Source organism: Streptomyces sp. NPDC019531 (genome assembly GCF_044903305.1).
Classification (GTDB): domain Bacteria; phylum Actinomycetota; class Actinomycetes; order Streptomycetales; family Streptomycetaceae; genus Streptomyces.
In genome coordinates this window covers 1-12579 of sequence record NZ_JBJDQL010000025.1, presented here as the reverse complement: position 1 = coordinate 12579, position 12579 = coordinate 1, and the positions used below count along the sequence as shown (strand labels likewise).

Below are 12579 nucleotides of genomic sequence, written 5' to 3'. Positions count from 1 at the left end.
GGCTCCGCCCCCTGGACCCCCATCGGCCCGAAGGGCCTCGTCCTCAAACGCCGGACGGGCTGCATGCACGAACCCGGCGCCGAGAAGCCCCCCGTGACTTCTCGGCGCCGGGCGTTCCCCCGCGTTCCCCCGTCCCCGGGATGGCTACTCCGTCGCGATCGCCTTCAGGACGTTCATCCGGCCCGCCCGGAACGCCGGGATCAGGGCGGCGAACAGGCCCACGAAGGCCGATCCGACGAAGACCGCGGTGATCGTCGGCCAGGGGATCTCCAGGACCTTCAGGCCCTCCAGGGCGAGGAGCTTCTGGGCGGTCGCGCCCCAGCCCATGCCGAGGCCGAGGCCGAGCAGTGCGCCGAAGAGCGCGATGACCACCGACTCCATGCGGATCATCCGTCGCAGCTGGCGCCGTGAGAGGCCGATGGCCCGCATGAGGCCGATCTCCCGGGTCCGCTCGACCACCGAGAGCGCCAGGGTGTTCACGACACCCAGGATCGCGACAATGATCGCGAGGGCCAGAAGGCCGTAGATCATGTTCAGGAGCTGCCCGATCTGGTCCTTGAAGGCTTCCTTGTAGTCGGTCTGGTCGCGCACGGTGTACTGCGGATAGTCGTGCAGCGCCGACTTCAGCGACGTGTACGCGGCGTCCTGCTGACCGCTCTTGGCGTTGGCGAAGACCAACTGGTCGAGCGGCATCTTGTCGGCCGGCACGTACTTGGCGAGCGTGGCGATCGAGATGTACTTCGACCCGGCGTCGATGACGACGTCGCTGCTGGTGATCGCCCGGACCGTCAGTTCGGCGGTCGCGCCGTCCTTGAAGGCGACCTTGATCTTCGAGCCCAGGTGGATGCCGTGCGCCTTGGCGAACTTCTCGTGCACGGACATCGAGTCGGGCTTGTAGGCGTCGGCGAGCTTGCCCGCGACGGTCTTGGTCCGCAGGTCGGTCGCGTAGGACGGGTCGGCCGCCGTGATGTCGGTGTCCTTGAGCGTCTTGCCGTCGGGGGTTGTGTAGTCGGCCTCCGTGATCCGGTACTCGGTGACGTGTTCGAGGCCGGGCGTGTCCTTGACGGCCTTCACCGCGGCCGGCGTGACCAGCTGCCCGCTGTCGGACTGGATGATGAAGTCCGTACCGACGGTCTTGTCGAGCTCCTCCGTGGCCGAGGCGACCATGGACGAACCGACGACCGACAGACAGGCCACCAGCGCGAGGCCGATCATCAGGGCGGCGCCCGTGGCTCCCGTACGGCGCGGGTTGCGCAGGGCGTTGCGTTCGGCCATGCGGCCGACCGGGCCGAACACCCTGAGGACGACCGCGCCCAGGACGCGCACCACGCCACCGGCGAGGAGCGGGCCGATCACGACGAAGCCGATCAGGGAGAGCACCACGCCGAGGCCGAGCCACAGGGAGCCGTCCTTGGCCTTGTCGGCCGAGGCCGCCAGGTAGAGCGCGTAACCGCCGCCGGCGGTCAGGAGCGTGCCCAGCAGGCCCCGTATCCGGCCCGCCCTGGCGTCGGCCGGGGCGCCCGCGTCACGCAGGGCGGCCATCGGCGAGACCTTGCCCGCGCGGCGGGCCGGCAGCCAGGCGGCGAGGACGGTGACGACGACACCGAGCAGCAGACCGACGAGCGGAGTCGTCCAGGCGACCGTCAGATCGCTGGTCGACAGGTTCATGCCCATGGAGCCCATGAGTTTCATCAGCCCGATCGCGAGCCCGACGCCCGCGCCGACCCCGAGCACCGACCCGACCACGCCCAGGAGCAGCGCCTCGGCCAGCACGGACCGGTTGACCTGCTTGCGCGAGGACCCGATGGCCCGCATCAGGCCGATCTCCCGGGTGCGCTGCGCGACCAGCATCGAGAAGGTGTTGATGATCAGGAAGATGCCGACGAGGAAGGCGATCCCGGCGAAGCCGAGCATCGCGTACTTCATGACGTTCATGAAGCCCTCGACGTCCTTCTGGTTGGCGTCGGCGGTCTCCTTGGCCGTCTGCACCTTGTAGGCGGTGCCGACCTCGGCCGCGACGTTCGTCTTCAGCTGGGCGTCGGTGACACCGGAGGCGGCCGTGACGTTGACGTTGGTGAACACGCCCGTCTCGCCGACCAGCGTCTGCTGGGCGGTCTTCGTGTCCAGGTAGAAGAGCGCCGCACCGGGGTTGGTGACCTGGAACTCGGCGACGCCGGAGATCTTCGCCTTGTGGGTGCCGACCGCGCTGATCACACCGATCTCGTCACCGAGCTTCAGGTGGTGCTTGTCGACGGTGTCCTTGTCGACCATGACCTGGCCGGAGTTCTTCGGCGCCGTACCGGAGGTGATCTTCATGGTGCGGGCGTCGTTGCCGTTCCAGTTGCCGACGATGGTCGGGCCGCCGCCGGACGGCGAGAGGCTGTCCTTGTCGGCGTCCACGACGGTCACCGAGGTCGAGAAGACGGTCCCCTCCGCCGACTTCACGCCCTGCGCCTCGCGCACCTTCGTCAGCACCGAGGCCGGCATGACCGGCGGCTTGCCGTTGTCGGAGGTGGTCTCGCCGCTGTCGGAGGCGCCCTTGGCGCTCACCGTCACGTCCGAGGACGTGGCCGCGAAGAGCTTGTCGAAGGTGGTGTTCATCGTGTCGGTGAACACCAGCGTCCCGCAGACGAAGGCGACCGACAGCAGGACCGCCACGGCCGACAGGGCCATGCGTCCCTTGTGCGCGAAGAAGTTGCGCATCGAGGTCTTCATGACGGTCATGACGTGCGCCCCCGGGCGTCGAAGTCCTTCATGCGGTCCAGGACGGCCTCGGCGGTCGGCTTGTACATCTCGTCGACGATCCGGCCGTCGGCGAGGTACAGCACCCGGTCCGCGTACGAGGCCGCCACCGGGTCGTGCGTGACGATCACGATGGTCTGCCCGAGCTCGTCGACGGAGCGGCGCAGGAAGCCCAGTACCTCGGCGCCCGCGCGCGAGTCGAGGTTTCCGGTCGGCTCGTCACCGAAGATGATCTCGGGCCGGGCGGCCAGGGCACGGGCCACGGCGACGCGCTGCTGCTGGCCGCCGGAGAGCTGGGTGGGCCGGTGCTTGAGCCGGTCGGAGAGTCCGACGGTGTCGACGACCTTGGCGAGCCACCCCTTGTCGGGCTTACGGCCCGCGATGTCCATGGGCAGCGTGATGTTCTCGAGCGCGTTCAGTGTGGGCAGCAGGTTGAACGCCTGGAAGATGAACCCGACCCGGTCCCGGCGCAGCTGCGTGAGCTTCTTGTCCTTCAGGCCGGTGATCTCGGTCTCGTCCAGGTGGATCTGACCGCTCGTCACGGTGTCGAGTCCGGCGAGGCAGTGCATGAGGGTGGACTTGCCGGACCCCGAGGGGCCCATGATCGCGGTGAACTGTCCGCGAGCGATGTCCACGTCCACATGGTCGAGGGCGACGACGCGGGTCTCGCCGGACCCGTACGCCTTGACGACCTGTCGCGCCCGCGCGGCAACGGCCGTACGCCCGCCAGTGCCCCCGTGCCTGGTGATGGTCACAGCCGATGTCACGGTATGTCTCCTATGTCGGTCAGCGGATGAACAGCCGATCAGCAGGGCGATCGGTGCGTTGCTTGGGTACGGCGTTCAGTCTGGTGCCGTGGGACCTTCCGGCGCGCTGGTGCTCAGCACCCTCTTCTCCGGGGGAAAACCCCACCCCCGTCGATCCGGCCGCCCCTCCCCCACCGCTCCCCAGCGGCGTAAAGCCAGGTTAAGGACGGACCGTGGCCCTTCTCGTCCTCCGGCGGTACGAACCCTCCCCGAGCCGTAGTACGGAGGTACCCCTAGGGGCAGTCCACCGAGGGGTGGATGCGATCTAGGGGTTCGGCTCCACCCTCCGGCGCAGTCAGGCTGCACCCTGCCGTCGCGTGAGGGTCAAGTGGGAGAGTGGTCGCCGGCAGTTAGATGCAGGGGGAAGGAATCCGCGTGGACGACACCAGGCCGGCGATACGGGAGTCCGCGCAGCACATCTCCACGAACCGGCGCGGGGCCGTCGTGGCGGCCCTGATGCTCGCGATGGCACTGGCGGCCCTGGACGCCACCATCGTCTCCACGGCGGTCCCGCAGATCGTCGGCGACCTGGGCGGCTTCTCGGTCTTCTCCTGGCTCTTCTCCGGCTATCTGCTGGCCGTGACGGTGACACTGCCGCTGTACGGCAAGTTGTCCGACACCTTCGGGCGCAAGCCGGTGCTGATCGCGGGCTCGGTGCTGTTCCTGCTCGGCTCCCTGCTGTGCGCGGTGGCGTGGAACATGGCGGCGCTGATCGCGTTCCGGATCGTGCAGGGGCTGGGCGGCGGCGCCCTGCAGGGCACGGTCCAGACGCTCGCCGCCGACCTGTACCCGCTCAAGGACCGTCCGAAGATCCAGGCCAAGCTGTCCACGGTGTGGGCGGTGGCGGCGGTCGCGGGCCCGGGGATCGGCGGCGTGCTCGCGGCGTACGCGGACTGGCGGTGGATCTTCCTGGTCAATCTGCCGATCGGCGCGGCCGCACTGTGGCTGATCGCCCGGTACCTGCACGAGCCGGCCCGGGAAACGCTCTCCACGCGCGCGCGTGTCGACTGGGCGGGCGCGCTAGCGGTGTTCGCCTGCGGGGGCGTACTGCTGACGGCGCTCGTGCAGGGCGGGGTGGCCTGGGCATGGCTGTCATGGCCGTCACTGACCTTGTTCGCCACGGGAATCGCCCTGGTGGCCGTCGTGGTCCTGGTGGAACGCAGGGCGGCCGAGCCGATCATCCCCGGGTGGGTGTGGCACCGCAGGACGATCGCCGCGGTGAACCTGGCGCTCGGCGCCCTGGGCCTCCTCATGGTCGCCCCTACGGTCTTCCTGCCGACGTACGCCCAGTCCGTGCTCGGTCTCACCCCGGTCGCCGCCGGATTCGTGCTGTCCGTATGGACGTTGAGCTGGCCGATCTCCGCGGCCCTCAGCCAGCACGTGTACCGGCGCATCGGCTTCCGCAACACGGCGATGACGGGCATCGCCACGGCCGCGCTGATCCTGTTCGCCTTCCCGCTCCTCCCCTACCCTGGCTCGGCCTGGCAGCCGACCCTGCTGATGCTGCTCCTGGGCGCCGCGCTGGGCCTGTTCCAACTGCCCCTGATCGTCGGGGTCCAGTCGACGGTCGGCTGGACGGAACGCGGCACGACGACCGCGTCCGTCCTCTTCTGCCGCCAGACCGGCCAGACGGTGGGCGCGGCGGTCTTCGGCGCGGTCGCCAACAGCGTGCTGGCCGCGCGTCTGGGCGGTGCGAGCGACCTGGACTCCGTCACGCGCGCGTTGGACGCCGGTACGGCCCCGGAGGCGACCCGCGCGGCCATCGCGGACGCGGTGCACGCGGTGTACGTGGGCGCGGGGTGCGCGGCGGCGGTCGCCTTCGTGGTGCTGCTGGTGCTGGCCCCGCGCCGCTTCCCGGTGCTCAAGGAGCAGTGAGCTCGGGCTCGTCGGGAAAACGGGTCAGAACACCATCTGGCTGAGCACGAACGCGACGCCGCCGAACAGCAGAAGTGCGGAGATCGCCGTCTTGTAGGCACCGTCACCGCGGAAGCCACGGACCTCGATCCGTTCGGGACCGAGGGGGTCGTAGAGCACGTCGACCTTGTCGTCCGGGAAGGACCCCAGGCCCGGCGGATACGTCTTGTAGTGGGGCGACTCGGCGACGACCTCGCGCCCGCCGGGCGGGGTGAAGGACACGATGGGATAGAAGCGCGCCCCGCCCTCGCCGTCATCGTCCTCCCGCACCCCGAGCACCTTCGCCTCGATCCACCGCCCGCGGCTCCGGAGCCGGAACTTGCGGCAGGCGTCGACGGCCTCCCCCACCCCGAACATCCCCAACAGAAGACTCACGCCCACACCGACGACCGGCTCGACAAGCTGTTCGAACCCCATGTGCCGGAGTGTATGGGGACGTTGAGAACAAAGTCGGCGGATTTGCCAACGGGGGTGCGGTCGGCCGGCGCCAGATCGCAGCAAGTGAAACTCGGCCCTCTCCCGGCCCGCCACACCAACAGAACCTCGTCACTCCAACGGCGCCGCCCGCCCCGTAAGCGCCGTCAGACTGCTGCGTACGTGGTCCATCTGTGCCTGTACGTCGTCCCAGCGCTCCCCGTGCTCCCGCAGCACCAGCTCCGTCTCCCGGGCGATGCGCTCCTCCCGTGCCCGCGCCTCCGCGAGGATCTCCGTGGCACGCGCGTGTGCCTCCTCCTCGCACCGCACCACCGAGGCCTCCGCCTCCGCGAACCCCCGCTTCGCCTCCGACAGTGCCGCCTCCGCCCGGGCCACCCGCTCGGCGCCCGACGCCTCCACCTCGGCGGCGCGCTTCTCCTCCGCGCACTCCACCTCGGCCCACCGCTCGGCATGCTCCTTGGTCTGCTCGGCGAGCATCCCGATGGTGCGCTGCCGAACCTCGCGCAACGCGGCGAGCGCCTCCCCGCGCCCCTCCTTCACCTCACGTCGGGCGGCGATACGGATCTCATCGGCCTCGGCGCGTGCCGCGAGCAGCCGGTGGCGGGCGCGGTCGTCGGCGTCCGCGCGCACGGCGTCCGCATACGCCTGAGCGGCGTCCCGTACGCCGTCCGCGTGCGCCCGCGCCTCGTCCACAAGGCGCCGCGCCTCCTGCCGGGCACCCTCACGGACGGCCGCGGCCTCCTCCTGGCCCAACTCGAAGAGCCGCCGCGCACGCTCGCCGAGCGTCTCGTACGACTGCGGAGCCAGCGCTGCCACCACCTCCCGCAGCCGTACCGCCTCCGCCCCCATCTCCTTGGCGAGCACGGTGAGCCGGGCGGCCCGTTCCCAGGCAGCGTCACGGTCCCGGGACAGGGCGGCGGCGTACGCGTCGACCTGTTCGGGGCGGTAGCCGCGCCCTCGTACGGCCACGAACCCCCGGGGCGACACCGGTGCGCTGCTCATCCTGGAACCCCTCTCCGCCAAAACAACACGAACGGACGCGAAATGATGATTTCGCGCACATCTTGATGTATCGGACGGAAATGTTCATAACGCGACACTCCGCGTACAGGTCACGGTCACCACGGTCGCCATCGCACGCACGCGAAAGGGCCGGGTCCGGTCACACGACCGGCCCGGCCCTCCCACACACGCGCGCGTGCCTGGATCAGCGGCGGCGGGGCATCACAGCAGCCCGTCCCACATCTGCTCCAGAAGCACCGACCACCAGCTCTCCGGCGAACCCAGCGCCGCCGGATCGAGCGAGGCCAGCTGCGCCTGGAAGTCGACGGTCCAACGGCCCGCCTGCTCCTGGTTCAGGCCGAAGCGGAGCCGCCACATCCGGCCAAGCAGCGCCAGACAGCGCTGGAACTCGGGCAACCCCGAATTCACGAACTGCGGCGGAACAGGCGCACCGCCCGGACCCGCTTCCACGGGTACGGCGACGATGTTCGCCGTCCCGTACTGCACACAGACCGCCTTGCCGAAGTCGCTGCCCATGACGAGGTACGAGCCCGCGTCCGAGGCCGGCTGCACCCCGCGCTCGGCCGCCAGCTCCGCCAGCGTCGGCACCGGCCGCCCCGGCTGGGCCTGCGCCCAGAAGAACGGACCCATGTCCAACGGCAGCCCCGCCACCACCAGCGAGTGCGCCACGACCGGCGGTACGCCCTGCCGGGACACCGCGGCCTGCTCGAACCGGAAGATCCCCGGCCCGAACGCACCGGCCAGCTCCTGCGCCACGCCCTCCGGCGGGATCGGCGGCGCGGCCTGCACCGGCGGCAGGGGCGCGCGTACCGGTGCCGGGCGGGCCGGTCCGTCGGCCACCTGATGCAACTCGCCCTGGTGTGCCAGCAGTTGCTGCATGCCCTGCTGCCGGCTCGCGTGATCCGTGCCGTACGGCGCGATACTCGCGATCCGCGCCTGCGGCCACTGCTCCCGGATCATCCGCGCGCAGTACGCGCCCGGCAGCTCGCACGACTCCAACTCGGTGTGCAGCTCCAGCACCTGGTCCGGCGGCACGTTCATGCCCCGCAGCTCGTGGAAGATCTGCCACTCCGGGTGCGGGGTGCCCGGCGCGGAACGCCGGATCAGCTGCTGCTCCGACCCGTCCTGCGCACGGTAGCGGAGGACGGCCTGGTAGCCGGGGCCGACGGTGGGCTGCGACTGGTGCGGGTAGCCGTAGGCCGACGGTTGTCCGGGCGCGGGCTGTCCGTGCGCAGACTGTCCTGGCGCCGGCTGCCCTGGCATGGGCTGGCCCGGGGCAGGCTGCGGGGGCATGGCGTGCCCGGGCGGAGGCACAGGGCCCGGGGACGGGACGGCGCCCGGTGGCGGGGGCGGCATCGTGCCGGGCTGCATCGTGCCGGGCGGCATCGGCTGGGGAGTACCCGGTGCCGCCCCGGGGGCGCCTGGAACTCCAGGTGCACCAGGGGTGTGGGGAGCGCCGGGCACGCCGGGGGCCTGCGGCGGCGGGGGTACACCGGGGCCGCCCCCCGGGGGCGGGGACAACACGGTCTCCGCCTGATACGCAGCTCCCCGCGCGGCACCCGGAGCCCCGGGGGCGCCAGGAGGCTGCGGCGCGCCACCGGAAGCCGACGGTGCGTTCGGAGCCTGAGGGTCAGCAGGGGCACCAGGGGCACCAGGGGCACCAGGGGCACCAGGCGGCTGGGATACGCCAGGCGCGGCCGATGTGCCCGGGGTGTTCGGGAATCCCGAAGCACCAGGCGCCCCCGGCACACCGGGCGGAGGCGGAGCAGGAGCGCCCCCGTAAGCCGACGGCGTACCCGAAGGCTGCGGCGCCCCCGACCCCGACGGCCCCTCCACACCCGGTGCCGACACGAACTGGGTGGGCACATACCCGCCCCCCGGAGCACCGGGCGCACCCGGCGTTCCGGGAGCGGGCGGCGGAGTCGGACTCCCCGGCTGCACACCGGGCGCCCCCGGCGGGGGCGGCGGAGGCGGCGGGGTCGACCCCCCACCCTGCGCACCCCTGGACGGGGGCGCCAGCTTGCTGGTGGCGACATCGGCGATGTCCCCGGCACTCGGCGCAGGCCCCGGAGCCCCGGGCCCGCCCGGCGACTGAGCCAACCCAGGACCACCGCCGGGCCCCTGCGGATACCCGTACGAAGACGCACCCGGCCCAGGCGGAGGAGCCACCCCCGCATCCGAACCACCCGGACCCGACGCACCCGGACCCTGCGGATACCCGTACGAGGACCCACCCGGACCCTGCGCAACCGCACCCGGCCCACCCGCGGCCTGCGGATACCCGTACGAAGACGCACCCGGCGCAGGCGAAGGCGGCGTCGACTCAGCCGCCGCCCCCTGTGCACCGTCCACCGCCCCGGAAACTCGCGCAGCCCCGGAGCCCGAGACCCCCGAAGCCGACGAAGGAGACGAAGGAGACGAGGGCGACGAGGGTGACGAGGGCGACGAGGGTGACGAGGGCGACGAAGCCGCCTCCCCCTCGCTCAACGGCGGCGAGAACACCGTCTCAGGCAACGCCACGGAGAGATCCTCACCCCCGTTGGTGTCGGTCCCCGTCCACGGCCTCGCCTCCGCAGCCACCCCCGACGCGGCACCCGACCCACCGTCCCCCACAGCCGGACCCCCATCGGCACCAGCCCCGGACCCGGAACCGGAACCATCCCCGCCCCGCCCATCCCCGATCCCCAACTTGTCCGCCGCGTCCTGCAACCACTCCGGCGGCGTCAGAAGAAACGACGTCTGGTTCAGGTCGACCCGGGAGGCCGCCGCACCCGCCCCCACCTCAGCGACCCCGCCCTCACGCCCGTACTCCTCCTCGTACCGGCGGATCACCTCCCCCACCGGCAGCGAGGGCCACAGCGTGGCCTCCCCGCTGTCCCGGGCGATGACCAACCGCTGGGCGCCCCCGTCCGACCGCGGCCCCTCCGCACGGTCCTCCGCCCACACCACGAACCCGAGGCCGAACTCCCGCACCCGCACTTCACGATGCTGATACGACGGAACGTCCCCGTTGATCCACTCCTCCGCGCGCTCCTGCGCCTGCGCGAACGTCACCATCGGTCAGCTCACTCCCCAGCCACCGGAACGGACCGCGCGAACCCGCCGTCCACCATCAGGTTCGCCACCGTCTCCAACTCCGGCGGATTACCGGCCAGTCGGGACAGAAACACGTCGAAGTCAGCGCCACAGGGCAGCAGCAGACGCTCCACCCGCTCGGCGGGCGGCAACGACGGATCGACGTCGCGCGCGTCGTCGTAGGCGCAGAACCACACCGAACCGATCCCCTCGCCCTTCACCTTCACGGCCAGCAGACCGCCCTGGACGAAACCGACACCGAGATAGTCCTTCGTCAAATGGTCCCGCAGACACTTGTTGACGTACACCAGATCGTTGACCGCCGCCTCGTCCCGCACGGTGAAGAACGGCTGGTCCACCAGCAGCCCCAACTCCGCGTCCAACGCCGCCCCCACCGGCGCCGACCCGCCCGCCGCCTTCAGGAACGACCGGTACGCGCCCGGCAGCCGGTACCCCAGGTCCTCCTCGACCCCCAGCACCTGCGACTCCGTTACCGCGACAGCGGACTTCGGCAGCCCGAAGTGCGCCGGACGCGTCTCCTGCAACGGCCGCGTCCCCCGCTTGCTCTGGTCGACACGTGTCGTCGCGATCCCGCCATGGTGCCGCAACAGCGCCTTCACCTCGACCGGGACCAGCTCAAGCCGCCGCGAACCCACCACGTGATGCCAAGTCCAGCCATGCGGCGTCGCCACCGCAGGCACCGTGTCCCACAACTCGTGACCGGTCGCCGACAGCGCCGCGTTCGCCGACACGTAATCCGTCAGCCGCAGCTCGTCGACCCCGAAACCCTCCGGCGGATCGGCGATCTCGGCAGCCGCACGCGCATAGGGCGAGAAGTCGGGGTAGCCACGCTCATCCACCCGCACCCCTCTGGGATGACGCGCGGCCCGGACCGGATCCGGGAAATGCACGACCTGCCCGGCATAGGCCGCGTTCGGCGGCGCGGCCTGCCCGAGCCGACCTGTCGTCATGGCGAAAGCCCCCTGCGGCGCTCTGGTACGACGCGCGGCAACCCTCATGGGCCAAGCAAAGGCCGCCACGCACCGTATCGACTGTCTCGTCCGTCTCCACGCGTCAACCGCGCGCATCGCGGCGACCACTTGGATCGCGGTGCCGACAGCCTATGCGGTACGACGACACCGGTCACCGGGCGCCGGTCAGCCCCCCTCCGCTTCCGTGACCAGCCGTCACCCCGCCGTGACAGCCCGCCCAAACCCGGGCGTGTCGCGCCGCCCCAGCTTCCGCACCAGCCACGCCATTTGGCAGTCTGTGACATCCGGGGGATGCTCGGGAGGGGATGACGATCATGAACACGACGCAGACGGGACCTCGCCAAGGACCGCACACCGGCACCACGACCGGCACACACGGCCACCCGCACACCGGTGCCGGCGGCGATCCCCGCATCGGCTGGAGCAGCGCCGAGAGACCCCACGCGCCCGCCCTCCGCCACCGCCGCGACGGCATACTGCCCACCGTCGCAGCCGCCCTCTCGGTCCGCGGCGCCACCCTCACCTCCACGGCGGCCCGCGGCGACCAGGCCCCGCCACTGCACCCACTCGTCCAGGACTTCCTCGACACCCTCGGCAGCGACCGACGCGACCGCTTCACCGGCCGCTGCGCCGAGACCATGCTCATATCCCGGCACATCGCCGCAGCCGACGCCGCCCGCAGCAAGCGCGCCGCCCGCAAACCGATGACCAACGGCGAGGCCCGCCGCGCCCTCAAACAGGCCAAACTCACCGCCCGCCGCATCCGCGAGGACGGCGACCCCCTGCACGGCAGCTTCGCCGCCCCCTGCCGCGCCTGCACCGCCCTCAGCGCCCACTTCGGCGTACGCATCGTCGACCCGGCACAGGACGGCGGCTGACACCCCCCACCACCTGAACGACCCGCACGACGGCGCCCCCACGCACCACGGCGCCCACCCATGACCTCGACGAACGCGAAGGGCAGATGCACCCCGACCGCACCGGCACCACCCGTTTCCCCGCCCCCGTCGACGCCACCCTGCGCTCCGCCGGCTGGCAACCCGGACGCTGGGACATAAAACAGGCCGAGATCTGGGCCGACGCCCTGCGCGAACACACCTCACCCGCCGGACACCGGCACGCCGTGTTCCCCGCCGCCGTCGAGGCCTGGGCCGAATTCGGCGGCCTGCACGTCACCCCCACCGGGCCCGGCCGCCAGGTCGCCCCCGCCCACCTGCACCTCGACCCCCTGTACGGCCTCCACATGGCCCGCACCCTCGCCGACCTCGGCCGCGCCCTCGACTCCGAGGTCTGCCCCCTCGGCGCCGAGACCGACACCCACGCACTCCTCGCCATCGACACCCAAGGCCGCGTCTACGTCCTCGACCACACCGGCGACTGGTACCTCGGCCCCGACATCGACCAGGCCCTCGCCGGCCTCGTCTCCGGCATCGAACCGGCCCGCCTCACCACAAGCTGAGCCCGCAAACGCCCTAGGGAATTGTCAGACACCCCCTAAGAGGTCGTTTTCATCTGAGGTATGGCACTTTGAGTCGTATTGTCGCGCCTCTCGGTTTGGGGCTGATGAGTCGGTGGAGGTTGTTCTTTCTGGT

At 71.3% G+C, this 12579-nt stretch carries 9 protein-coding genes; 3 read left to right on the top strand and 6 right to left on the bottom strand.

Annotation, left to right across the window (positions count from 1 at the left end):
• Nucleotides 1-144: 144 nt before the first annotated feature.
• Both ACI2L1_RS26220 and ACI2L1_RS26215 read right to left on the bottom strand, forming a co-directional pair.
• Nucleotides 145-2724, bottom strand: a complete 2580-nt coding sequence (locus ACI2L1_RS26220; protein ID WP_404741811.1) for an ABC transporter permease — start codon at nucleotides 2722-2724, stop codon at nucleotides 145-147.
• Entirely contained in the window at nucleotides 2721-3509 is a 789-nt protein-coding gene (locus ACI2L1_RS26215; RefSeq protein WP_404741810.1) for an ABC transporter ATP-binding protein, read from the bottom strand. The genes ACI2L1_RS26220 and ACI2L1_RS26215 overlap by 4 nt, the downstream gene beginning before the upstream one ends.
• A gap of 393 nt (nucleotides 3510-3902) precedes the next feature.
• Here ACI2L1_RS26215 and ACI2L1_RS26210 point away from each other — a divergent pair, with 393 nt between their 5' ends.
• Complete coding sequence (locus ACI2L1_RS26210) at nucleotides 3903-5423, top strand: MFS transporter (protein WP_404741809.1); 1521 nt, start codon at nucleotides 3903-3905, stop codon at nucleotides 5421-5423.
• 24 nt (nucleotides 5424-5447) lie between these two features.
• On the opposite strand, the gene ACI2L1_RS26205 is transcribed toward ACI2L1_RS26210, so the two are convergent.
• The 4 genes from ACI2L1_RS26205 to ACI2L1_RS26190 all read right to left on the bottom strand — a co-directional run bounded on the left by ACI2L1_RS26205 (nucleotide 5448) and on the right by ACI2L1_RS26190 (nucleotide 10966).
• The gene (locus tag ACI2L1_RS26205) at nucleotides 5448-5879 is read right to left on the bottom strand and encodes a DUF3592 domain-containing protein (protein ID WP_404741808.1); all 432 of its coding nucleotides are present in this window, start codon (nucleotides 5877-5879) and stop codon (nucleotides 5448-5450) included.
• Between the two features lie 129 nt (nucleotides 5880-6008).
• Nucleotides 6009-6899 carry a cellulose-binding protein gene (locus tag ACI2L1_RS26200; protein WP_404741807.1) on the bottom strand — a complete coding sequence of 297 codons (891 nt, stop codon included), beginning with the start codon at nucleotides 6897-6899 and terminating at the stop codon, nucleotides 6009-6011.
• 222 nt (nucleotides 6900-7121) lie between these two features.
• Nucleotides 7122-9977 carry an SUKH-4 family immunity protein gene (locus tag ACI2L1_RS26195; RefSeq protein WP_404741806.1) on the bottom strand — a complete coding sequence of 952 codons (2856 nt, stop codon included), beginning with the start codon at nucleotides 9975-9977 and terminating at the stop codon, nucleotides 7122-7124.
• Between the two features lie 8 nt (nucleotides 9978-9985).
• Nucleotides 9986-10966, bottom strand: a complete 981-nt coding sequence (locus ACI2L1_RS26190; RefSeq protein WP_404741805.1) for an SMI1/KNR4 family protein — start codon at nucleotides 10964-10966, stop codon at nucleotides 9986-9988.
• A 326-nt stretch (nucleotides 10967-11292) separates the two neighbouring features.
• On the opposite strand from ACI2L1_RS26190, the gene ACI2L1_RS26185 reads away from it, so the two are divergent.
• Together ACI2L1_RS26185 and ACI2L1_RS26180 are read left to right on the top strand one after the other, a co-directional pair.
• Nucleotides 11293-11865 carry a YwqJ-related putative deaminase gene (locus tag ACI2L1_RS26185; RefSeq protein ID WP_404741804.1) on the top strand — a complete coding sequence of 191 codons (573 nt, stop codon included), beginning with the start codon at nucleotides 11293-11295 and terminating at the stop codon, nucleotides 11863-11865.
• 86 nt (nucleotides 11866-11951) lie between these two features.
• Entirely contained in the window at nucleotides 11952-12446 is a 495-nt protein-coding gene (locus ACI2L1_RS26180; RefSeq protein WP_404741803.1) for an SUKH-3 domain-containing protein, read from the top strand.
• Nucleotides 12447-12579: the final 133 nt, after the last annotated feature.

What these genes read in the sequence shown, in the direction of transcription:
- ACI2L1_RS26205 (WP_404741808.1), bottom strand. Translation starts at nt 5,879, where the DNA reads ATGGGGTTCGAACAGCTTGTCGAGCCGGTCGTCGGTGTGGGCGTGAGT.
- ACI2L1_RS26200 (WP_404741807.1), bottom strand. Translation starts at nt 6,899, where the DNA reads ATGAGCAGCGCACCGGTGTCGCCCCGGGGGTTCGTGGCCGTACGAGGG.
- ACI2L1_RS26190 (WP_404741805.1), bottom strand. Translation starts at nt 10,966, where the DNA reads ATGACGACAGGTCGGCTCGGGCAGGCCGCGCCGCCGAACGCGGCCTAT.
- ACI2L1_RS26180 (WP_404741803.1), top strand. Translation starts at nt 11,952, where the DNA reads ATGCACCCCGACCGCACCGGCACCACCCGTTTCCCCGCCCCCGTCGAC.
- ACI2L1_RS26210 (WP_404741809.1), top strand. Translation starts at nt 3,903, where the DNA reads ATGCAGGGGGAAGGAATCCGCGTGGACGACACCAGGCCGGCGATACGG.
- ACI2L1_RS26195 (WP_404741806.1), bottom strand. Translation starts at nt 9,977, where the DNA reads ATGGTGACGTTCGCGCAGGCGCAGGAGCGCGCGGAGGAGTGGATCAAC.
- ACI2L1_RS26185 (WP_404741804.1), top strand. Translation starts at nt 11,293, where the DNA reads ATGACGATCATGAACACGACGCAGACGGGACCTCGCCAAGGACCGCAC.
- ACI2L1_RS26220 (WP_404741811.1), bottom strand. Translation starts at nt 2,724, where the DNA reads ATGACCGTCATGAAGACCTCGATGCGCAACTTCTTCGCGCACAAGGGA.